This window comes from Pirellulales bacterium, from assembly GCA_035656635.1.
Taxonomy (GTDB): Bacteria; Planctomycetota; Planctomycetia; order Pirellulales; family JADZDJ01; genus DATJYL01.
On the sequence record DASRSD010000128.1, the window covers coordinates 41,175 to 64,511 of the forward strand.

General features: G+C 57.0%; 19 protein-coding genes. 6 read left to right on the plus strand and 13 right to left on the minus strand.

From position 1 onward, the window contains the following. Positions 1-178 precede the first annotated feature (178 nt). Complete coding sequence (locus VFE46_12185; protein HZZ28752.1) at positions 179-1,462, plus strand: hypothetical protein; 1,284 nt, start codon at positions 179-181, stop codon at positions 1,460-1,462. A gap of 15 nt (positions 1,463-1,477) precedes the next feature. Here the strand turns inward: VFE46_12185 and VFE46_12190 are convergent, their stop codons facing one another. From VFE46_12190 to VFE46_12235, 10 genes are all read right to left on the minus strand, one after another. Further along, complete coding sequence (locus VFE46_12190) at positions 1,478-2,407, minus strand: hypothetical protein (GenBank protein ID HZZ28753.1); 930 nt, start codon at positions 2,405-2,407, stop codon at positions 1,478-1,480. A 63-nt stretch (positions 2,408-2,470) separates the two neighbouring features. Further along, complete coding sequence (locus VFE46_12195; protein HZZ28754.1) at positions 2,471-3,340, minus strand: NAD(+)/NADH kinase; 870 nt, start codon at positions 3,338-3,340, stop codon at positions 2,471-2,473. A 123-nt stretch (positions 3,341-3,463) separates the two neighbouring features. Continuing rightward, positions 3,464-5,398: a 1-deoxy-D-xylulose-5-phosphate synthase gene (dxs, locus tag VFE46_12200; GenBank protein HZZ28755.1), complete on the minus strand. Its 1,935-nt coding sequence runs from the start codon at positions 5,396-5,398 to the stop codon at positions 3,464-3,466. Between the two features lie 88 nt (positions 5,399-5,486). Further along, a complete protein-coding gene (locus tag VFE46_12205) occupies positions 5,487-6,380 on the minus strand; it encodes a farnesyl diphosphate synthase (GenBank protein ID HZZ28756.1) in 894 nt (297 codons plus the stop codon). 113 nt (positions 6,381-6,493) lie between these two features. Next, positions 6,494-6,895: an exodeoxyribonuclease VII small subunit gene (gene xseB, locus VFE46_12210; GenBank protein ID HZZ28757.1), complete on the minus strand. Its 402-nt coding sequence runs from the start codon at positions 6,893-6,895 to the stop codon at positions 6,494-6,496. 32 nt (positions 6,896-6,927) lie between these two features. Continuing rightward, on the minus strand, positions 6,928-8,172 hold the full coding sequence (xseA, locus tag VFE46_12215) for an exodeoxyribonuclease VII large subunit (protein HZZ28758.1): 1,245 nt from the start codon (positions 8,170-8,172) through the stop codon (positions 6,928-6,930). A gap of 127 nt (positions 8,173-8,299) precedes the next feature. Continuing rightward, positions 8,300-9,100: a lysophospholipid acyltransferase family protein gene (locus VFE46_12220; protein ID HZZ28759.1), complete on the minus strand. Its 801-nt coding sequence runs from the start codon at positions 9,098-9,100 to the stop codon at positions 8,300-8,302. Between the two features lie 109 nt (positions 9,101-9,209). Beyond that, the gene (gene dapF, locus VFE46_12225; protein ID HZZ28760.1) at positions 9,210-10,097 is read right to left on the minus strand and encodes a diaminopimelate epimerase; all 888 of its coding nucleotides are present in this window, start codon (positions 10,095-10,097) and stop codon (positions 9,210-9,212) included. 105 nt (positions 10,098-10,202) lie between these two features. Then, complete coding sequence (locus VFE46_12230; protein ID HZZ28761.1) at positions 10,203-10,541, minus strand: hypothetical protein; 339 nt, start codon at positions 10,539-10,541, stop codon at positions 10,203-10,205. 68 nt (positions 10,542-10,609) lie between these two features. After that, the gene (locus VFE46_12235) at positions 10,610-13,978 is read right to left on the minus strand and encodes an AsmA-like C-terminal region-containing protein (protein HZZ28762.1); all 3,369 of its coding nucleotides are present in this window, start codon (positions 13,976-13,978) and stop codon (positions 10,610-10,612) included. 186 nt (positions 13,979-14,164) lie between these two features. Here VFE46_12235 and VFE46_12240 point away from each other — a divergent pair, with 186 nt between their 5' ends. Next, positions 14,165-15,760, plus strand: coding sequence for an MFS transporter (locus VFE46_12240; protein ID HZZ28763.1), 1,596 nt, complete (start codon positions 14,165-14,167; stop codon positions 15,758-15,760). 23 nt (positions 15,761-15,783) lie between these two features. On the opposite strand, the gene tilS is transcribed toward VFE46_12240, so the two are convergent. Beyond that, positions 15,784-16,824, minus strand: a complete 1,041-nt coding sequence (gene tilS / locus VFE46_12245) for a tRNA lysidine(34) synthetase TilS (protein HZZ28764.1) — start codon at positions 16,822-16,824, stop codon at positions 15,784-15,786. Positions 16,825-17,666: 842 nt separating this feature from the next. Between tilS and rny the strand changes: the two genes are divergently transcribed. The 4 genes from rny to VFE46_12265 all read left to right on the plus strand — a co-directional run bounded on the left by rny (position 17,667) and on the right by VFE46_12265 (position 22,063). After that, positions 17,667-19,223 (plus strand): ribonuclease Y, encoded by a 1,557-nt coding sequence (gene rny / locus VFE46_12250; GenBank protein ID HZZ28765.1) that lies wholly within the window; start codon positions 17,667-17,669, stop codon positions 19,221-19,223. A gap of 16 nt (positions 19,224-19,239) precedes the next feature. Beyond that, the gene (locus VFE46_12255) at positions 19,240-20,034 is read left to right on the plus strand and encodes a TIGR00282 family metallophosphoesterase (protein HZZ28766.1); all 795 of its coding nucleotides are present in this window, start codon (positions 19,240-19,242) and stop codon (positions 20,032-20,034) included. Positions 20,035-20,168: 134 nt separating this feature from the next. Then, the gene (locus tag VFE46_12260; GenBank protein HZZ28767.1) at positions 20,169-20,822 is read left to right on the plus strand and encodes a hypothetical protein; all 654 of its coding nucleotides are present in this window, start codon (positions 20,169-20,171) and stop codon (positions 20,820-20,822) included. Between the two features lie 356 nt (positions 20,823-21,178). Beyond that, on the plus strand, positions 21,179-22,063 hold the full coding sequence (locus tag VFE46_12265) for an alpha/beta fold hydrolase (protein ID HZZ28768.1): 885 nt from the start codon (positions 21,179-21,181) through the stop codon (positions 22,061-22,063). A gap of 37 nt (positions 22,064-22,100) precedes the next feature. On the opposite strand, the gene VFE46_12270 is transcribed toward VFE46_12265, so the two are convergent. Both VFE46_12270 and VFE46_12275 read right to left on the minus strand, forming a co-directional pair. Further along, positions 22,101-22,925, minus strand: a complete 825-nt coding sequence (locus VFE46_12270) for a LysM peptidoglycan-binding domain-containing protein (protein HZZ28769.1) — start codon at positions 22,923-22,925, stop codon at positions 22,101-22,103. A gap of 188 nt (positions 22,926-23,113) precedes the next feature. Next, positions 23,114-23,337: hypothetical protein (locus VFE46_12275; protein ID HZZ28770.1), on the minus strand; the 224-nt coding region annotated here is incomplete at its 5' end.

Here is a 23,337-nt window from a genome sequence, read left to right on the forward strand (position 1 = left end):
GGCATTTAGCCGCTTGCGACAGCCCCACAGGGGGGCCGGGCATCCAGGAGCCGCAATGCCACGTTCCGGCCGGTTGCCATTTGAGCGTAAGATTTTTCAAATTAACAACCTACGTCGATTTTAATTGGCCAGAAATACTGTGTCAAACAACGGTTTTACGGTGCTGGATTCCCGAGCAATGCCCAATTCCATCAATTCGCAGGGCTTACTAGATGGCTACCGCTGGCTGGTAGGTCCCGACGGGGGCAAATGGCTGGAGAAGGCCACATCCATGGCTGCTGCAGCCGATACGACTTTGGTGGGACTGACTTCAAAACTTCGCCAGGCACTGCCGCCACACCAGGTCCAATTGCTGTTGGAACAGCTCGAACTTCGCCGCCGGGCCCGTGAAAGGTTTTCGCAGGCTCAGCGGATGTTCTTTACCCCTTTGGCTTTAGAGCAAGCTACCGACGAACATGTGGCCCGCTATAAAGCTAGCCGTTTTCTGCCAGGCATGCCGTTGGCCGATTTGTGCTGCGGCATCGGCGGCGACTTGTTGGCGCTCTCTCAGCGTGGTCCGGCGTGGGCGATTGACCGAAATCGTGTTGCCGTGCTATTGGCCGAGACAAATGTTCGGTCCCTGCTGGAATGCAGCGAGTCTCCGCCAAAAACAGGAGTGAAATTCGATGTAACAGACGCCTCTGACGCTGGCCATGTGCTCGAGCAAGTTGCTGCCTGGCACATTGACCCTGATCGTCGAGCCTCGGGCGGCCGAGTTACAAAAATTGCCCTGCAAGAACCCGGGCCGGAAATCTTGCAGCGGATGCTAACAGCTTGCCCACATGCAGCGATCAAATTGGCGTCGGCTGCCGACTTAGTCGAACCGTGGTGGAACGAAGCAGAATTGGAATGGATCAGCCGCGGCCGCCAATGCCGGCAATTGGTTGCCTGGTTCGGCAACCTGGCGCAATATCCTGGCCAGCGGCGGGCGACAATGCTGCGAACGTCGGCAAATGAAAAAGCGGACCAGGTCAATTCGAATTCAAAATCCGTTGTGACGTCATTTTTCGGCAGCCCTGGCGTCGAGTGTCCGCTGGCAGCAAAAATTGGTCGGTATGTATTTGAGCCCGATGCGGCAATCTTGGCGGCGAAAATCGAAGGCGCTGTAGCCGCAGAGCATGGTCTGTTGGCTTTTGCACCGGGCGTGGCATACTTCACCGCCGACAAGCCCATTGACCACGGAGGATTGACATGCTTCGAAGTGGTCGAAGTCATGCCCTATCGTGTGAATAAACTTCGATCGTGGCTAGCCCAACGCGGTATTAGCCGGCTGGAAGTAAAAAAGCGAGGCGTGCCGCTCGATCCGCAACAGGTTCGCGGCGAATTGTTGCCCTGTGGAAATGGCGGCGAAGAAGCCACACTGCTGTTGGCCCGAGTCGGACGCCGCATCACTGCGATCATTGCCAAACGCTTCTTGCGCTAAGCGACGCGCGGCAAGCTATTTTTTCGCGCTCGACGATTTCCCGGCAGCGGTTTTCGGAATGGAGGGTACGTCCTCCTCAGTGAACCGGCCGACAAAATGTACGCTGCTGTCGGCTCCGTGGAAGCCCAATACCCGCTCGTCCAAGTCGAGCTGCTTGGAAAGCACGCGTCCGGCATCGAGATCAAAGCGAATGGTCCCCTGCGTCAACCGTTGCACCAGTTGCGATTGAATCGCGGGATTATTCACTGGCGTCAGCACTTGGGTGGCTACCGAAATTGTCGCCACGCCATGGACCACTTTTTCCAATGTGTAATGCTGGCGAGTTTTGATGAGCTTTGTCTCGTTCTCTTCCAACGAAATAGTGACGTCCTGCGGCACGTCCCAACTTTCCCCCACGGCGACTGGCCCCGCGGGCAAGGGCACTACCATATCGCTCGATTGCGGATCTGCGGCGGCGGCTTTTTGCCCGCGATCGATCCGCTTAAGAACTTTTCCACTCGCATCGATTGTGACCACGGCCAGCCGCACACCCACCTCTTTGGCCACGGCAGCGTAAATGGGCGGCGGTTCTTTATCGGTTTTGCTGTTGTAAGTGACTTCTTGATGATCGCTCAGCTTTTGCCGCATTTCGACGCTTTCGACAGAATGCTCGAAAGTGACCGTGCCATCTGGCTCGACCGATTTAATACGCCACACTTTGACCGAGCCGCTTGTGCTTTCGGCCGATTGCGATGTGCCGGCAATCGTGGTTTCGCTGTTCGCCTGGTGCCAAACTTGCGTGCGGATTTCTTCGCCCGGTTGGAACTTATAACGCAGGTTATATTTGGGACCCGTCGGCGGGGCAGGGGAGGCCGAATCGTCCGCTAGCACGGTCGTCAAGATGCGCGCATTGATTAGGGCTAGTGAAATCAAACAGCAGGCCAAAGCACCCAGACGTGAAAGCATGAAACTCGACTCCTTTCGAGCTTCGAAATTCGAACTTTCTTAGCATTCGAATTTCGTCATTTGTCACTCATCATATGAGCGTTTGTCATCCGACCGCAGCCGCCCGCCCCAGCCGAGCTTTTCTCGCAAGGTGCGGTAGTAACTGCGGCCTGGCACTTCAATTAACTGAAACTTCGGCTCGGCGCGTTCCACACGCACCCGATCTTCCGCAGCCAAACCGCACAATTCCAAGCCATCGACCACAACCGCAGTGCCCGCATGAGGCTCTGTTACGGCGAGCTCGAACACCCGTTCGGCTGAATCGACCACCGGACGATTGCTAAGCGTGTGCGGACTGATCGGCAGGAACACAAATGCTTGCAAATCTTTCCGTAAAATCGGTCCACCCGATGACAGGCTGTGCGCCGTAGAGCCGATCGGCGTGGCCACGATCAAGCCGTCGCAACTATAGGTGGTTACCAATTCTGCGTCAACGTAAAGGTTCACGTCGAGAATGCAAAACGGTTTGCCGGCAAGAATGCAAACTTCATTTAGCCCCAGCATGTGCTTGAACACTTTGCCCGCCCGCAACACGCGGCATTCGAACATCAAATGCTCTGAAACCTTGCAGTGGCCTGAGCAAACCTGTGGCAGCACGCTCAAAAGTTCACCTGGCGACAGGTCCGCCAGGAAACCCAGCTTCCCTAAATTGACTCCGAGAATGGGAAGCTGCCGGTAACCCATTTGGTGGGCGGCTCGGAGAATAGAACCGTCGCCTCCCATGACAATGGCGAAATCGGCTTCAACCTTCGACAGATCGGCCTGGAATTCTAAATCGAACAAAACAATGTCTGCCACTTGCTCCACCAGCGGGCGAAGCCGTTGCGCTTCCTTGGCGATCTTGGGCTTTTGTCCCAAGGCCAAAACGATGACACGGGGGCGAGATTGAGGCACAGAACCAGTCGCGGAAAGCAGTTGATGGAGAATTCGATTCCAACTTCGATCATAGACGGCCGCTGGATTGCAGAAAAGAGCCGCCCGCACGGCCGTGCCAGATTAAAGCCTGCACGCTGTTATTTAGCCTGCGCGATTGGCAGACTCGCCCAACACGCCGGCGCGCTGGGCCAATTCGCGGCACGTGCGCGCCAGGCCGTTGGCATCGAGCCCCAAGCTCGCCAATAGTTCGGCGCGCTCGCCGTGTTCAATAAATCGATCGGGAATGCCGCAGCGCGTAACGTGGGCCGCGTTCAATCCGGCGTCGGCGGCCGTTTCCAACACGGCGCTGCCAAATCCGCCAGTCAATGCGGCCTCCTCTACCGTGAGCACAAACGGACTACTTTCGAGGGCTTTGGACACCACTTCGGTATCCAGCGGCTTAACAAACCGCATGTTGACGACGCCAATATCCAAACCCTCGGCTCGCAACGTCTCGGCGGCGTTCAGACAGTGGGTCAACAACGTACCGCAGGCCAGCATGATGCCATCGCGGCCCCATTCGAATACTTCGCCCCGAGCCAATTCGACAGGCATTCGATCCGAAATTTCCGCACGGCAAAATGTCCCGGCATCTTCAGCCGTTGCTTTGGGATAACGGATTGCGACAGGACCGGGGAACGAAAGCGCAAATTCCAACATGGGGGGCAAATCGACTGCATCGCCGGGAGCCAACACCAACATGTTAGGCAACAATCGCAGGTATCCCAAATCGAAACAGCCATGATGCGTGGGCCCGTCGGGTCCGGTCAAACCGGCGCGATCTAGCAAGAACGTCACGGGCAGATTTTGCAGCGCCACTTCCTGGAACAGTTGATCGTAACTGCGTTGCAGGAACGTGCTGTAAATATCGATGATTGGCCGCAAGCCGGCTTTTGCCTGTCCAGCAGCGAAAGCCACGGCGTGCGATTCGCAAATGCCAACATCGAAAAACCGCTGCGGGAAGGCATCTCGCACGGCTTCCAGCTTGTTTCCCTGGCACATTGCCGCGGTGATCACGGTCGCCCGCGGATTTTGCTCCAACTGCCGATATACCGCCTGGCTGGCAATGTCGGTGTATGCCTTCATCGTGCTGGATTTAATGGCGATGACTTTTTCCGCCGACCGTTCAAACGGAGCCGGCGTGTGGAAGTAAACCGGATCGGCGGCGGCGGGCTGAAAGCCGTGGCCTTTTTCGGTAAATACGTGCAACAGCACGGGGCCATCCACATCTTTCACCATTTTCAAATACCGCCTCAGCATGGCGATATTATGCCCATCGACCGGGCCAACATAACGAAAGCCCAGTTCTTCGAATAACATTCCACCGTGCAAGCCGGCCTTCAAGGAATCTTTAATCTGCCCGAGCAGCCGCTCCACCGGATCGCCCAACACCGGAATTTTATTGAGCAGGCTGACCACCCGGTGCTTCAACCCGGAGTAGGACGGATTCATCCGCAGATGATCGAGATATGCCGCTAACCCACCCACGCGTGGGCAGATCGACATTTGGTTGTCGTTAAGAATGACAAGCAGCTTTTTCTTGAGGCCGGCGGCATTGTTCATTGCTTCAAACACAATGCCGGAGGGGAACGCGCCATCGCCAATCACGGCAACGCTGTATCGCTCGCTATGGCCCAACAGTTCATCGCCGCTTTTGAGGCCCAAGGCCGTCGAAACGCTGCAGCCGGCATGCCCGGTCATGAACAAATCGTAGGGGCTTTCCTGAGGGTTGGGGTAACCCATCAGGCCTCCCTTGCTGCGAATGGTGTGGAACTGCTCGTAGCGTCCGGTGACGAGCTTGTGTGGATAAATTTGGTGGCCGGTGTCCCAAATCAGTCGATCGCGGCTGAAATCGAACACCGTATGCAGCGCCAGGCACAGCTCAACCACGCCTAAATTCGAAGCAAAATGCGCCGTGCGGCTGGAAACCAAATTGCACAAGGCTTCGCGCATTTCCTGGGCCAGCTGCTCCAATTGCGCTTCCGTCAGTTGGACGAGATCGTGCGGCGAATGAATGCTGGAGAGCAACGTGTTCATGGTAGATCCGTCGGTTTGGGAAAGGCTTTGGGCGGCGCAACTTTCGTTTGAAATTCGAGTTTTGAATTCCAAGATACGCGAATTTGCTTCACCGGTTCCTTTCCAGCACGTAGCGCGCCAGGACTTCCAGTCCGGCGCGTTTTTCTCCTAGTGGCGCCAGCGCCGCGCAGGCCTCGTCAGTGAGCCGCAATGCGCGTTGCCGGCTTTCTTCAATTCCCAGTAGGCCGGGGAATGTTAATTTGCCGTGTTGCGAATCTTTACCAACCCGCTTGCCGAGGTCTGCTTCGCTTCCCTCGACGTCGAGCAAATCATCCGCAATTTGAAACACCAAGCCAATTTTGCGCCCGAAGCGATCCAGCGCCGCCTGCTGGGCTTCGTCGGCGCCGGCGACATATCCGCCTAACCGCACCGACGCCAGAAACAACGCGCCGGTTTTACGTCGATGAATGTTTTCCAGCGCGGTCACATCGCCGGGCAGATGTTCCAGGGTCAGGTCATCGGTCTGCCCGCCAACCAGCGCAGTGGCCCCGGCAGCCTCTGCCAAAGCGGCGCAGCACTTCGCGGCGACAGCCGATCGTGAAATCTCGGCAGCCAAAACTTCAAATGCTTGCGCCAAGAGGGCATCGCCGGCCAGAATTGCCACGGCTTCGCCGTGCGCTTTGTGGCAGGTTGGACGGCCACGACGCAGGTCGTCGTTATCTATGGCTGGCAAATCGTCATGAATAAGAGAGTACGCGTGCACCATTTCCACGGCACACGCGGCAGGCAGTGCGGCTTCCCAGCTAGAGCCGCAAGCTTCCGCGGCAAACAGCACCAGCGTGGGCCGCAATCGCTTTCCGGGAGCAAGCAAGCTGTAGCGAATGGCCTCGCGCAGCCGGACCGGGCAATCGGCAGAATAATCGCTGTAGCGATCCAACGCGGCGTCAACCGTTTGTCGCGCGGCCGCCATTTGCTCCATCAACAGGGCGGAACTACAAAGCATGGGAAGAAGTGTCAGGGGGTGGGGTATCCAGTTCGGGGTGAATTTGCCAATCGGGAATTGCAATCCAATTATGTCCCAAGTTACAAGATACTACTACACACCAAGCGCCTATTCTAAAATAAGCTGCCGGGTTCGTCCACCGCGGGACTAGCAGATTCCCTGTTTGCCTCCGGCGAGGAAATTTGCTCACGCAACTTTTTTTCCGTTTTACCACCGCGCCGGGGACGCCCAGGCGGATCGGCTGCGTCCGATAATGTCGCCCGATCATCAAATGGCTCCGTCGACGGTTTGCCCGCTGCATCGACGCCGGTCAGCAATTCAATTCGCCGCTGGGCACGCTCCAAAAGCCCATGGCATTGCCTGAGAAGCTTGACCCCTTCCTCGTACCGCGCCAGCGATTCGGCCAAACCCAGGCCACCAGCCTCCAAATCACGCACAATTTGCTCCAACGAAGCCAGCGCTTGCTCGAAGGAAGGCGGTTCCGTGGCAGACGAATTTTGATTTTGCTCCGGCAATTTCGCACTTCCTGCCGCCGTGGCCGGCGACGCTAACCGCTTTTATTCGCTTCGATAATTTGCTCCACTCGACTTACCGCCGCGCCGCGGCCAAACCGAGTGTGAATAGCTTCTCCGGCTTTCAACTGCGCCACATCAAAAACAGGCTGGCCGTCGGCCGCGCGCGTTGTCAAACTATAGCCGCGAGCTAACACGTCCAACGGGCTGAGCGATTCCAAATGGGCAGCCATCGCCGCGGTGCGATGCTTTGTTCGCTCCAGCAACACACTCACTGCTCGAGCACAGCGCGTTTGCCATCCGTCTAATTGTTGCGCGAGAGCGTGCAGCCGGTCAAATGGCTTTTTGAATGGCGGACGCGATTCAACCGCTTCCAATCGTTGCCGCGCATCTTGCCAGCGATTGTGAAGCCCGGCCAGCAATCGACTTTGCCGGTCGCGCAGAGTGGCGTAAATTGCTTCCATTGCTGGCACGGCGCGTTCCGCTGCTTCGCTGGGCGTTAGCGCGCGAACATCGGCCACTAAATCGGCCAAAGTCACGTCAATTTCGTGCCCCACTGCGGATACCACTGGAATCCGCGAAGCGTGGATGGCGCGAACCACAATCTCTTCGTTGAACGACCACAAATCTTCCAAGCTTCCGCCGCCGCGGCCGACGACCAAAATATCGACAGGCAGCGCCAAGCGATTGACCGCTTCAATCGCTGCGACAATTTCCTCGGCCGCTCCAATGCCTTGCACCCGCACCGGCGCAATGATCACATGCACCCCGTGCCAGCGCCGGCGCAACACTTCCAAAAAATCTCGCACGGCCGCTCCGGTAGGGCTGGTGACAAACGCAATTCGGCGCGGAAATGCCGGCAGTGGCCGCTTGCGCTCCGCCGCAAATAACCCTTCCGAGGTCAACTTCTCGTGCAACTGGCGGAACTTCAGCTGCAAAGCCCCCAATCCCTTCAATTGCAGGTCGTCGACAATTAACTTGTATTCGCCTCGGAGTGCGTAAACATCTAAATGCCCGCGGACGACCACTTCCAACCCGTCGTGCAGTTCCGTACGAATGCGTTGCGCAGTCCCTTTCCAAATCACAGCCCGAATTTGAGCTTGAGAATCTTTAAGCGTCAAATAGCAATGGCCGGAAGGAGTGTGGCGGGTGAAGTTGGAAATTTCGCCCGTCAGCCACACGATCGGAAATGCACTCTCGACAATTTCCTTGAGAACATCGGTGAACTGCGAAACCGTCAGTACCGGCAACGCAGCGGCAGATTGAATATCGGAGGTCACGGAAGCTCTTAAGAATTAACTGCCAATGAACGCGAATGGACGCCAATAGATTTTTGCGATTCGCGATTCTTTCGCAAGTGGCTCGTTCCTAGCCCCAGAGAGAGCTGCTTCCAAGCGCGATCCGCATTTATTTGCGTTGATTCACGGCTAGATTTTGCAATGCAGACTTAATGCTAGGCGGTGCAATGTGTTCGTGCGGCACATCCAGGCGGGCATGGCCGCGCCAAATGGGCTCGCGGCGGAGCGGCAATTCCTCCACTTTGCGTGTGCCCGATTCCGCCCAAGCCTCGGCTTCCAGCGTCAGGCGATTCATCAGCTGCTCCACATGCAATCGGTAACGCTCCAGCCCGTCTCGATCTAAATCCGTGGGTACATGAATGGCTGGGCTAACCACGGCTCGCGCTCGGCTGAATGGCCGCGGGATGGCGTGATGATCCCACGTGCCAATGCGCCACGGCCGATCGTAGCCAAACCCCATTGCCACAATCGGCAGGCCCAGCTTCGACGCCAAATAAATTGGCCCCTGCGCCAATGTCCGCCGGGGTCCGCGAGGGCCGTCGGGTGTAATTGTCAAATTCATGTTGCGGCTGCGGCGAACCAACTCCCGCAGTGCGGCCATGCCGCCACGATTCGTGCTGCCGCGCACGAATTCAAAACCCATGTGGTAGGCCGTGCGGCTGAGAACATCGGTATCGCGATGCCGGCTTAACAGCATCGTCAGATTGCAATTTCCCCGCAGATACAATGGAAACAGAATGTACTCGTGCCAAAAGATATAGATCTTCTGGCCACGGCAGCTTGGCTTTACCGGATCGACCGATTCGTCGTAGTACGCGCACTTGTATTCCAGCGTGCTCATCCAACGGCGCACGGCGGCCGATGCGAGAAGCCCTCCGACATGATTCAGAAACTGTTTGACTATTTTCATGGCGTCCGTGCCAAGGGAAGTTTCCACGTACGATTTTACTGGGAGGTAAGCGGACTCCGCTTGCGGTTTAGCCGCGAGCCCGCAGGCGAGTGACTCCAGGACCAGGAATTCAATCCGGCCAATCGCCGCTAAACACTTCTGTGGCCGGGCCCGTCATATAAACATGATTGTCGGTTTCGTTCCACTCCAATTCCAAGTCGCCGCCGGGCAAATGGGCCAAAATTTTCCGCCCCGTGCGGCCTGTGAGCACGCCGGCCACGCAAACTGCGCTTGCGCCGGTGCCGCAAGCCAGCGTAATTCCACTGCCGCGCTCCCAAGTTCGCATGGTGACTTCCTGCGGCGAGTGAACTTGGACGAAATGAACGTTGATGCGCTGCGGAAACGCTCGATGCAACTCTAATGTTGGACCAACCTGAGACAGGGGAACCGCGATCACATCTTGGCAATAAATCGTCACATGTGGATTGCCCATGGAAACGCAGGTCATGTGTGGATCCAGACCGCAATCGTTCTTCCAGCCGGCGCCAACCAGCGGAACATTAAATTCAACCAGCGGCACGGCGACAATTTGATCGCGGCTGCCATAATTGGGCAGAGCGACCGGAATTTTCCCGGCTTCTAAGATTGGTTCATCCATGTCGACGCGAACGCTGTGCACCTTGTCGTCTAAAATTTTTGAGATCAGCGACAGAACGCCACGGCCGGTTTCAACTTTGAGCGTGGGCTTTTTGGCAATGCCGTGATCGTATACATACTTCGCCACGCAACGCACGGCATTACCGCACATTTCCGCCTCGCTGCCGTCGGCGTTGAACATCCGCATTCGGACGTCGGCTTTTTCAGAGGGGCAAATCAAAATCAGCCCGTCGCCGCCCACACCGAAATGTCGGTCGACAATTTTCATCGACAAAGCCGAAGGATCGGCCGGCGCCGGTTGCGCGAAGCAATCGACATACACATAATCGTTGCCAATGCCGTGCATCTTGGTGAAACGCATGCAGAGCGCGGGGAGTGAAAGAATACGAGGCGCGGGAAGCCGACAAACGGAATGCGGGATTTTATCCGCAGCACCAGCAATAGACAACCGAAGGCGATGAAATGTTCAGCCTGTCAAATCGAGCGTGTTGCCGCATTGGCCCGTGGCGTCCCGGCTGGGAACGGGCGGAAGTGAGGGCAAAGCGGTTTCCGCAGCTTTTGCTGCATTTTTTTTCTTGGCCGGCAATTCCCAAGGGCGTCGGCCGTCGGCATCGCGCTCTTCGGTTTCGTGTTCGTCGCCGTCGGTTTGGCCAATGCCCGCCGCTTGTTCCGCTTGTAAATCGGTTTGCTGCTGGGTTTGTTGCGCGGTCGTTTCTTGAGCCTCTCGATCGGTATCCGTGCCTTTCGCCTGGGCCAGCGGCGTGGCGGCGCCAATGCCGGCAAAGCCGAGTGATCCGATGCTCATAATTTGTTCTCCACAGACTCACCGAGTGAGGCAACTTCAACTTCGCTAGTGGACATTTCAAGCATACCTTAACGTAGCGGCACTTCTTGAATTCCAGAAAGAGGCTGCGTGCCTGTTGACGACATATTCGGGGGTGGCGGCAATGTGCGATTTTGTGGCTGCATGCCGGTCTGAATCGTTTGCAATGCCTGATTGATCCCTGGCAACGCTTCGCGCTTGGGGTGTGGATCGGCCAGCGTGCCCGTCACGTGAATTTGCATGATCTGTTCGCTGGCTCCGCTCATCAACCGTTTCCAGGCGGGCAATTGCAAATCGCTGCGGCCGACGATCGGTTGCAGCTTGAGATTGATGTCCGTGTTCAAATTTGCTTCACCGTCGCCAACCAAGCTGATCGCGTCGCCGCTGAACTCGATATTTTTCAAAATCACGTGCTCGCCGTCGATGTGGAACGCAATGTCGCTTTTGGTAAAGGCGTTCTTGTCGGGCAGTTTCAAATTCAGGAATTTGAGCAGCGCCACCATGACAGGCAACTCGTAAATATCCGCATTCGTGAGTTGCACTTGGCCGTCGCCGTTCAACGTGTGCAAGCCCGCCGCGGAGCCACTCAAGCGAATGCTGGCGTCGACATTTCCTTTGAGTTTTTGCCGACCGGGAACCGATTCAATGCAAAACCGATTCATGTCGACCTTGTTCAGCTTGGCCTGCACCGCAAACCGGGGCGTATCGTCCAAAGCCACCGTGGCATCGGCCTCCGCCCCGCCGCCATAGCACTTGCCGAATAAATGCCGTGGCGAACGGCCTGGCGGCGGCTGGTCGGCATCGGCTCCCACAATCACTTGCCGGTCGTCCACATACACCGGCCCGACGACATTGGTGAATTGGAAATTGTTCCAGGTGACGGAATCGAGATTCAATTCGCCCCGGGTAATCAATCGCTGACCATCGTTGCGATTCGGATCGAAGCTGCCGCTGAACACGCCGCCGCCGTGAATATTTTCCACTTCGACGCCCGTGTGCAACGTTCCCTGCTCGATGTCGAACTGCATGTTTTGCCACTGGGTGACCACGCGGCAATCTCCCAGCACCGCCGGCGGTGCGCCGCTGGGCAATAGCGGCGGCCGCTGCCCCCAAAAATCGAGCATGCCGTTTAAGGTGATAAAACCCGTCGGATTCAATTGCACCACGGCCTTACGCAGTCGCACCGGCAGGGCGATCATTAAATCGCGGTCGGCATCCAGCCGCACATGCTCGGCGTAAATATTGTCGAAGTGCAAATGGAATGCGCCATCCGGCCCATGTTCGCAAAAGCCGGTGGCGGAAATTGGCGTGCGATCGTGCACGGCTCGTAAATTTTGAAAATCGCAGCGGTCTTCACTGAACGTGATGCCGCCCTGAACTTTTTCCAAGCGATACGGAAAATACGTGGGGTCGATGGAAACCGTTTCGCCCACCGGTTGCACGGCCGCTTTAACTTTCAATTGCTTATCGGCCGAGGTGAAGCTGACATCGGCCTGCAGCAAGTTGAACGAGCCCTTGGGCTTCATATCGTTCCAAATGGGTTGCATGCGGACCGGCAGGGCGTCGCGCAATTCTTCTTCCAGCACGACATCGCGCCCCTTGAATTCCAATGCCAGGCTGACGCCTTGGCCGACGGGCGTCACGCTGCCGTCGCAGGTGACGTGCCCGGTGTGATTTGCTCCTTCCAGGCCACGGAACGCCCAGTGGCCATCGATCATTTCCAATTTTCCCACTACGTTATACAGCGGATAGGGAAAACGATCGTAACGTAGCGAGCAATGGTCCAGCTCGACCTGCAAATGCTGATGCATGTTGATGCTATGCGGATCGTCGCGCAGGCAATCGACGCGAAAATTAAACGCGCCACCCAAATGCAACGATTGCACCACATCGCTGGCCTTGGGTTGCACTTCGCTGATGGCGCTGTATAAGCTTTGATCGAACGGCATGCCGGTGCCACTGATCGAAAGCCCGCCGGTAAACTCCGGTCCCGGATTGATGAATTCGCCGGCGATCTTCACAGGCCGACTGCCGGCGAAAGCCACTAAATCAAGCGTCACGCGATTTTGCCGGGTTTTCGGATCGCAGGTTAATTGCAGCGTTCCATTGCCATGCTCCACGCGGTACGGGAACTTGTAATACATGAGCGATACATTCAAGCACTCCACGGTCGCATTTAACTGCCAATGCTGGCCATCGAATGCGGCTTGCGCGTTTTTGATGTTCACCTCGCCGGCCGGCTGGAATTTTCGCCACTGTTCCAGCAGTTTTGGCGGCAAGAGCGGCTCCCACATGGGTCCCACGAGCAAGTGCAACGCTTCCCCTTCTACCATGAGGGGCGAGCCAGGCTGAAAACCGTCCATCCGCGCGCTTAACCGCAGCGCGCTGGGACCGTTGCGGGTGGTTAAATCGGCAATTTGGAAGCCCCGATTGTCGGCATGAAACTTGGCGCGCAAATCGGCTAATGCTTGCGGCAAGCGTGCGTCATCGAATCGGCCCGATTCTAATTCGCCGGCTACGTCGAATTGCCAGGGTTGTGCCTGCAACTGGTCGCGCCAGACGTGGAATTGCAAGTTCGCCTGGCCGCGCAAGGGCGCTAGCGGTTGCAAGCGGGCGGCTTCATCCGGTGGCAATGCAGCCATCAGCTCGGGACAAATATCGATGCCATTGACCGTGCCATTCAAATCGACGGCTCCCGTTGCGCGGTTCAATTGTCCCGCAATCTGAATTTGCTGCACGTGATCGCCCGCCAGGGCTCCGCGCAGCTCGTACGTGGCCCCGTCGGCGGTTGCAGCATCGCCCGACGGCTTTAGGCTGAGGTTGATATCGTGGAAGCTATAGGTGACCGGAGGATTTCGCTGCGAATCGAAAATCAGAAACTGGCCGTTTTCGATTTGGACTTCGGCTTTGTTTTCGCTGAGCTTCGGCAGCGGCAGCAGTTGACTCAAACTCCAAGAACCATCCGGTCGGCGTGAAGCCTGCAATCGCGGACGCCGAACCATGATGCGCGTGATTTTCGGCTCGTGCTTTAACAGTTCTGTCAGATTCGTTTGGCAACAGAACAACACTTCGTCGAAGTAGGCCAGTTCTGCTGCGGCCCCGGTCAGGCGCGGATCGCTAATCGCCAAGCCGCGGATTTCAATTCCCTGCCGGTCCAGAAGCTGCGCCGAGTGAATCGTAACCTTGAGGTTCGGATAAGCCGCGGCAATTTTCGCCTGCACGCGCAATCGAATTTCGTCGTTCAGCCGGCCGTAAAAATAAAGCCCCAAACCGATTGCCGCTAACAGCGCAGCCAGGAGCCCCCATTTAAAGGCAAACCAACACGCATTGAAAAAATCGCGCAGCACGACAAACGCCGGCGCGGAAAGCGCCGGTCCCGCGACACGAAACCTTTGCGCCGCCGTCACTTCGGCGCGCAAAAAGGCCGCGTATAGTAGGTCCCGCTGCCAATAGGGGTCAAGGTGGACTGAATCCGACACGCCTTTGCCCGAAATCTGCAAATCGCCTTGATTTACATAGCCCCTTCGCGGTTATACTCACGGCCTATTCCCGCGCCAGCATTGCTGTCGTGATTAGGCAAAAATTTGACTCAGGCGGAGGGTCACATGATTAATCGCAACGATCGCCGGTTGTTTTGGGCCTGTTGGATTGCGCTGGTCGCCACTGCGTTTGGTTTCATGATTCGTGGATCGCTGCTGGATACGTGGGGAGCTCAATTCGGTCTCGATGAGGTTCAGAAAGGGCAAATCAACGGCGCGGGAATTTGGCCGTTTGCCGTGAGCATCATTCTGTTCAGTCTGTTCATCGACAAAATCGGTTACGGCCGCGCGATGGTGTTTGCCTTTCTCGCGCATGTGAGTTACGTCATTGTTGTGGTTTGCGCGCCGCTGGTGTTGGCCGCTCCAGGAGCGAAACCCGAGGCAACTACTGCCGGCCAACAAACCGGTTACTGGATGCTATACATCGGGAATTTGATCTTCGCGCTGGGCAACGGTACGGTGGAAGCGGTCGTGAATCCAGTAGTTGCCACCATGTTTTCGCGCGACAAAACCAAGTGGCTCAACGCGCTGCACGCCGGCTGGCCCGGCGGCTTGGTGTTGGCAGGGCTAATCGCCATCGGCATGGGCAGCATCGCTTGGCAATGGAAAGTCGGGATGATCTTTCTGCCAGTTGTGGTTTACGGCCTGATGATGCTCTCGTGCAAGTTTCCTGTGAACGAGCGTGTGGCTGCCGGCAGCTCCTACCGAGACATGCTGGCCGAGTTCGGTATTTTGGGCGCGCTGGTAGCGTTTCCGTTGATCATTCGGGAAGTGGGGGGAGACTTTGGGGCGAGCAACACGCTGCAAATTGTGATTGCCGCCGTCATTGTTCTCGCCTTTGGCGCCGCAGCCCGCTCCTTCGGCCGTCCAATGTTTATCTTTATTTTGCTGATCATGTTTCCGTTAGCTACGACCGAATTGGGAACCGACAATTGGATTACGAGTTTGATGACCCCTGAAATGGAGCATCTGGGCTACAACGCGGCCTGGGTGCTCGTCTACACGTCGATTATCATGTTGATCTTGCGGTTAGCTGCCGGACCGATTGTTCATAAGTTGTCACCGCTGGGTTTGTTAGCAGTCTGCGCGGTGTTGGCTGCCTGTGGATTGTTTTTCCTGTCGAAAGCCGCCGGAATGACGATTTTCGCCGCCGCCACATTGTACGGCGTGGGCAAATCGTTCTTCTGGCCCACGATGCTGGGCGTGGTCTCTGAACAATTTCCCAAAGGGGGCGCACTCACGCTTAATGCCACGGGCGGAGTGGGCATGTTAGCCGTCGGCGTGTTGGGCATGCCCTTCATCGGTTTGCTGCAAGAGAAAGCTACGACCAGCGAATTGAGACAGCAACAACCGGCCCTTTATGCGGTAGTAAAAGCCGACGCCGATAAGCAAAGCGTGTTCGGCACCTACGAATCGGTTGATCCGACCAAGGTCAGCGCGCTGCCCAAAGCGGATCAGGACGAAATTGCCGCTACGGAGAAAACCGCGAAGAAGGGAGCCCTGGCAAGCATGGCCGTGTTCCCTTGCATTATGTTTGTCTGTTATTTGATTTTGATCATCTACTTCCGCTCAAAAGGCGGTTATCAGGCGCAGGTATTGACGGGCCATGCAGCGAGAGACAAAGAATTCACTGGCGGAACCGCCGGACCAGGCGAGGCGTGACGGAGGCTGTGAATCGCTGATGGTTACGAAGATGGTCGCGCGAGCAGAAGTTCGCCGCTGCGGCTTGTGACGACAACGTTGCCGGGAAAAACTCGCTTCGATGCGGATAAATGGTTGCCGCCGGACTCCGGCGCCTGTGCCATTTGTGCCAAAGCGTTCCATTCCGTAAAGCCCATGCTTTGTAGCGGCCAACCGCTGCGCCGCCACAGGGCGACGAACATTTCGCGTTGCAAATGTCGGTCGACATTTTCCAGCGGTGCAAGGTTTAATCGCACTTCGGAGTTCTGCGCAGATACCAAGCAGCGGTCGAGTAATTCTTTCGCGAGCCGTTCGATGAGCTGTTGCGCATCGCCGGCAAGTTGGCTGAGCCGTCTCAGTGCGCCGTCGATCTTAGAATTGTATTTCTCGCGCAACAGCGGCAGCAACTCGTGCCGCAGTCGATTACGGGCGAAGTCGTGGCACGCATTCGTGGGATCAACTCGGTAACGCTGCCCAAGTTTGTCCAAGTATTGCACCACTTCTCCATGGCGCACTTCCAACCAGGGTCGAATCAATGATACAGCTGGCCCCAACGCTCGGGCTCGCGGCATGCCTGCCACCCCGGCCAGCCCTGTGCCCCGTAAAATATTAAACAACACGGTTTCAACCTGGTCGTCCGCGGTGTGGGCCGTCGCCACGTACCGAGCGCCCTGGCATTCGGCTGCGCGCTGGAAAAACTCGTATCGGGCCTCGCGCGCCGCGGCCTCCAAGCCATCGCCTTGGAGTTTTGCTAAACAGGCAACGTCCATTTCTCCGTGGAAGATCGGCAGTTTTAGTTGTGCGGCCAAGTCGCTGACAAAGACCTGATCGTCATTGGCTTCCGGCCGCAGATGATGGTTGAAATGCGCCACCATCAGCCGTCCTGAGCCGCCGGTTTCCAGCTTCAACGCATGCATGGCCCGCAATAGCGCCACGCTATCGGGGCCGCCGGAAACGGCGACCATTACCGTCAGGTCGCGCCATTCCCCAGGAGGCCAACTCGCGGCCAAATGTCGCTCGGGCGATCGTGTTTTACCAGTTTCCATTTAAGTTTCTGGTGCGGAAAAGGCCGATTTTTGGCCCACCCATCGGTAGGACAAGCGTTTCGACCGGTTCCAGCCGCTAAATTCAGCGTCGGAAAAGGTTGCTGCCGCCGGTCGAAGGCCATAATCCCGTTGCAGTTTAAGCCAACTTTGATATTCTAACAGTAGGTGGTTCAAGCGCGGCCGAGGAGCGCATGCTTTCGGCGGTTGCGGAATGCCACCTGACCGAGAAAACCTAAACCAGTTTGAGTGTGCGCGGAGCAGACCAAGTGGGCCAGCGGCGCGTGGACATTCGCTTCGGTTTTCCCAATTGTGATTCAATGTGCCTGTGAGAACGAGCTAACCAAATCTCAAGGTCGGTGAGCAGATGGAGTGGTTGCTTTTCATCTGGAGTTTTCTGCAGGGCATTTTGCCTGGCGGAAAGCTTTCGTCACCCCTGTTCGCCTGGCGGCCGACGGAATTTGCTCCCGCGCAAAACAGCCTGACGACATTTCCCCGCCGATCTTTTGTTGGTTGGATGCAACAAGCCCCGGAATATCACTTGTGTGCGCGTCCCCCTGGTGCGGCGCACGAAAACGGCGAAACGGCGATCCGTGGGGAGCGATCAACCGCCGGACCATTTTTTCGCTGGTGATTAAATTTCGCTTGGGCAACTGCGGCCAGACGAGCAGCTTCCTGTTTGTCGGCCACGTTTCTTGAGGCCATCAATTGGCAAACCGCGGCGTTATGCTTGTCGCCGATGGCAGCGGCTTGGTCCAGCGCTGGCGGCCTTGTCGTAGTCTGCAGCAGCGGCAGACACGCCCGCACTCAAATGCCAAACATACGCACAGAGGGAGCGAGCGAACATGCCTTCCGAAGCCGTAGTTGTAATTATTGTGGCGGTGCTGGCTGCCGGCCTAACCTTTGCCATGGTCCGCCTGCTGGACCGTCTGACCCGCCGCGATGCAGAAACCGAAGCCAAGCGGATTGTCGAAGAGGCCAACCGCAATGTCGAAAACCGCAAAAAGGAAGCCGAGCTGGAAATTAAGGAACACGCCATCCAGCAAAAGGCCGCCGGTGAAAAAGAATTGTCCCAAATGCGCCAGGAACTGCACGAACGGGAACGCTCATTGGATAAGCGTCAGGATGCCGCCGAGCAACAAGCAGAGCAGATGCGCAAACAGGAAAAAATGGTGGAAACCACCCAGCGCAAACTGGCCGAGCGCATTGAAGACACCAACCGCCGCAACGAAGACCTGCAAAAACTGCTCGACTTACAACGGCAAACGCTGCACCAACTGAGCGGTCTCAGCCGCGAGGAAGCCAGCCGCCGGTTGTTGGAAATGCTCGATAACGAACTGCAAAATGAGCAGGGGGCCGTTATCCAGCAGCACGAACGCAAAATGCATGAAATTGCGGAAGCGAAATCGCGGGAGATTTTGGTGACCGCCATTCAGCGCTATGCCGCCAGCCATACGGCTGAAACTACCACCAGCACCGTCGACATTCCCAACGACGAAATGAAAGGCCGCATCATCGGCCGCGAAGGCCGCAACATTCGCGCCTTCGAAAAAGCCACCGGCGTGGATGTCATCATTGATGATACCCCCGGCGTGGTCATTATCAGCGGTTTCGATCCTGTGCGCCGCGAAATCGCCAAAACGGCTTTGGCAAAGCTCATTGCCGACGGCCGCATCCATCCCTCGCGGATTGACGAAGTGGTGAACGAAACACAGGCCGAAATGGAGCAGCATATTCAAAAGTTCGGCGAAGAAGCCGTGCAAGAAGCCGAAGTCGGCCGGCTCAATCCGAAAATTGTCCACTTGTTAGGCCGGCTGCGCTTCCGCACCAGCTACAGCCAAAACGTGCTGCGGCATTCCATCGAAGTGGCGTTCCTGGCCGGCATGTTGGCTGAGGAAGTGGGCTTAGACGGCAATCTGGCCCGACGGTGTGGCTTACTGCACGATATTGGCAAGGCCGCCGATCACGAGGCCGAGGGCGGTCACCCCAAAATCGGCGCCGAATTGCTCAAGCGCTATGGCGAAGGGCCGGAAGTCGTCCATGCAGCGCTGGGTCACCACGACGATATCCGCATCGATCATCCTTACACCGTACTGGTCGCGGCCGCCGATGCCTGCAGTGCTTCTCGGCCTGGAGCCCGCCGCGAAACCCTGGAGCGGTACATTAAGCGGATGGAAGAATTGGAATCGATCGCCAAAAACTTTCCCGGCGTGGAGCAGGCGTTCGCCATTCAAGCCGGCCGCGAATTGCGCGTGATCGCCAGTTCCAAAGACACTACCGATCAATCGGCTGCCAAGGTCTGCCGCGACATCGCCAACGCCTTCGAGCAGCAGCTTACCTATCCCGGCGAAATTAAAGTTACCATGATTCGGGAAACCCGAGTGACGGAACTGGCCCGTTAACCACGAACTTACCTCCATGCGGATACTGCTGATTGGCGACATCGTGGGCAAGCCGGGGCGGCACATTGTCTGCCGGGCCCTCCACCCTCTGGTGGAGCGTGAACGGCTCGATCTGGTAGTGGCCAATGCAGAGAATGCGGCCGGCGGGTCGGGGCTTACCCCTGCCATTTTTCACGAACTGATTGCCGCTGGCGTCGACGTGGTCACGCTGGGCGATCACATTTATCGTCGGGCAGAAGTGTTCGACGTGTTGCAAACCGACGCCCACATCGTCAAGCCAGCCAACTATCCGGCGGAGGCTGCCGGACGCGAGTACGCCGTTGTGAAAGCTCGCAACGGCGTTTCCTGTGCCGTGTTCAGTTTGCTGGGGCGCGTCTTTATGCGTCCGGTCGATTGTCCGTTCAAAGCGGCCGATCGAGTTTTGGCGGCATTGCCCGATGATGCCAAGGTCATCCTGCTCGATTTTCACGCCGAAGCCACCAGCGATAAACAATTGATGGGCCGCTATTTGGATGGCCGCGTTTCGGCCGTGTTGGGCACGCATACCCATGTGCCAACCGCCGATGAATGCGTTTTATCCGGGGGAACTGCTTTCCAATGCGACGTGGGCATGACAGGCCCCTACGAAAGCATTTTGGGCCGGCAGATCAATCGGGTATTGGAAACCACGCTGACTTTTACTCCCACGGCGTTTGACGTAGCCACCGGCGACGTACGTTTGAGCGGCAGCATTGTGGATATCGATGAATCCACCGGCCGCGCCACCGCCATCCGCCGCCTGCTGCTGCGGGAAAGTGAATTGAACCAATAGTCTTGCTGTCGATGCTGCCGGTGGAACTTCGTGCTAGCATACCGGGCGTGACAGATTCGACCTTGCGGCAACGGCAGGGGGCAAGTATCTTTCGCCCCTCTTCTCGCCCAAGCTTTTCATTTCGAGGGTTTGCGATGGATCGCACTCGTTCGCGCCAGGTCTGGCGATCGTTCCAATACGGTGTCTTGTTGGCCATCCTGTTGCCGGCCGGTTGCGGCTGGATGTCGGTGGCGCTATACAACATGAATCCCGACGACACGCCGGCGGATTTTAAGGATTTGGAAGCCAAGCGCGTGGTGGTCGTTTGTCGGCCGGTCGTCGAATTGCAGTTTGCTGATTCCACGGTGCCGCGCGACCTGACTCGCGATGTTGCCGAGAGATTGCAAAAGAAAATCAAAAAAATCAAAGTCGTCGACGAACGCGAAGTTTCGGAGTGGACCGACGAAAACTCCTGGCAAAAATTCACCGAAGTCGGCAAAGCACTTAAGGCGGACATGGTGGTCGGCATCGAGCTGGAGCGGTTCTCGCTGCAGCAAGGCCCGACGCTGCTGCAAGGCAATGCTGCCATGCGCATTGTGGTGTACGATATGCAAAACGGCGGCAAGCAAGTGTACGAGAATGCCATGCCGCGCGTGTTATATCCGCCGAACACCCCGATTCCCTCTGCGGAAAAATCGGAAGCAGAATTCCGTCGCCAATATCTGGACGTGCTGGCCGAGCAAATCGGCAGACACTTCTATTCTCACGATTCGCTGGAAGATTTCGGCATCGATGCCAACTTACAGTGAACAGGGTGCAGCAATCGGCCGGGCATCATAGGCACATTCGCCGCCAACGGTTGCGGTTGTGTATTTCATTGACGCTATCTTTGCGGCCATCTACGATGGAAGTACCGGGCCACAAGCGTTGCCTTGGTGGTTTTTGAAATTGCGGCGGACCCCAAATGCCTCGGGCGGAACACATGCCATTGAAATATATCGGGCTCACGTTTGCTGGGTTTGCTTGCACTGCGGCAGTATGGTTCGTCGTTGATTGCGCCGTCGCTCAAACACAACCGCCAAATTCTGCAAAATCAACTGCACCTGCTGCGCCGGCAACCAACCCAGTTACAATAACAATTCCCCCGCAAACGCCGGTTCCCACCGTGCCGTCTGCGCCGAAGAAAAAACTTCCGCCGCCGGTTGCCGTGGCTTTTAAGACCCGTGATGGCGTGCAGCTTTCGGCCACGTTTTATCCCACTCCCTTGGAAAAAGACGCGCAGAAAGACGCCGTGCCGGTGATTTTGCTGCATTCGTTCAAAGGCAGCCGGGCGGAATTCAACGATTTGGCGGTTGCATTGCAGGAGGCCGGCTGTGCGGTTCTGGCTCCCGACTTGCGCGGTCACGGCCAGAGTACTCGCCGCACCACGTCGGAGGGCAACGACGTGGAAATTGAGCAGGCGCTGATGATTCGGCAAGATTTTGATGCCATGGCCCATTCCGATGTCGATACCAGCGGCGACGTGGAAGCCTGCAAAAAGTTTCTCATGGATAAAAACAATGCAGGCCAGCTGAATATCGACAAGCTGGTGCTAATTGGCGCCGAAATGGGGGCCGCTGTCGCCATTAATTGGGCCCGCCGTGATTGGTCGTGGGAGCCATTGGCCTCGGGCAAGCAGGGGAAAGATGTGAAGGCGTTGGTGTTGCTTTCGCCGGAGTGGTCGTTTCGTGGGCTAACGATTGGAACGGCTGTGGCCGATCGCGATTTTGCCAGCCAGGTGTCGTGGATGATTTTAGTAGGCCAGCAGGATCCTAAGATCTACCCCGATGCCAAGCGGCTATATTCTGCGCTGGAAAAAACGCCGCTGCCGACCACGGCCGAAGCACCGGGCAAACCGGCGATTGAGTTCCACCAGTTTGCCACCAGCTTGGAAGGGACGAAGCTGCTGGCCAAAAACTTCAATACCACCGCCGAGATTTTGATGTTCATCGAGAAGCAAGTCGCTAAAACGGCGCATCCGTGGATGAATCGGAAAAGCCCCCTGCAGTAATCCCCACGGTTTGCCTCATTCTGCAAGCGGCAACCGCTCATGGCACGGTCAACACCATGCCCGGACGCAAATCGACCGGACTGTGCATTACGCTGCGATTGGCTTCGTATAGCGATTCGTACCGGCGGCCGTCGCCATAAAACTTTCGGGCTAAATCGACCAAATTATCGCCCGGCTGCACCTTGTAGGTATGCGGTTTTGCCGGTTGAGAGGAAACGGGTTGTATCGCTTTGGCAGTGGCCGGTGGCTGCATCGGCGGCAAGGGCATCAGCGGTGTAAGGGGCGTTTCCGGCGCCGCGGGGCTCGCACTAACATTTTCTTGAACGCTTTGAGTTGGCAACGCCACTTTGGGAATGCGCAATTCCGCGCCAATCGAAAGCACCTCCGGGTTGCGGAGAATGTCGCGGTTGTATTCGAACAGTTCCGGATACCGATCGGCACGGCCCAGGTAGTGCTGCGCAATTCCCGGTAGGGTGTCACCATCGACAATGGTGTGCGTTTGCTCCGGAGTGTTCAAATCGACGAGTGGACCGACGGGGGTGATGCTCGACGGAGCAGCCTGACGCGCAAAGTCAGCGGTAGCTCCAGCGGTGCCGTTTGGAGCATGCGCTTGATCGGAATTTGATTCGCCACGGGCATCTCCCGGCGCCGCTTCGATGCGGCCATCGAATGCCGTGGCAGCTGAGGCACGTTGCCCTTGCTGCGGCGCAGGATTGTCCGTGGCGGGCTGCACCGCGCCGTGCCAGGCCTCGCCCAGCGACGAATGTGGTTTCGCAAATTCCAGCTTGCGAAACTGAAACGCCAGCGCAATGCCGGCGGCCAAAACCACAACGGCCAAAATGACTTTGTTGCGACGGTCCACGATTGCGCTCTTGTCGTTTCCAGGCGGATTCCAGCTGCGCAGCCGGTAGAGTCTGCCATTTCATCGTATCGGTTGGCCATTTGGCAAAGGTCAGGGGCTGAAACGGCGGCGCAATAAAGCGCACCGGCGCGACGCTACAAATCCGTTAGGCTGCAAAGTTTTACGCCGCCGGGTATTTTCAGCCAGTTTCAGGCAGTTCCGGTAGCGCGAACCGCTCCGCCGCCAACCGTGCGGACCATGCTGCCCCGGGCAACCGTCGGTCGCTTGAACCACAGCAAAATTGGCGCGGCGATAAACACGGAGCTGTACGTTCCGGTCAGCACGCCGATCATCATCGCAAATGCAAAGGCATGCACGCCTTCGCCCCCAAAGAAATACAAAATGAACGTCACCAAAAACACAGTGCCGGAAG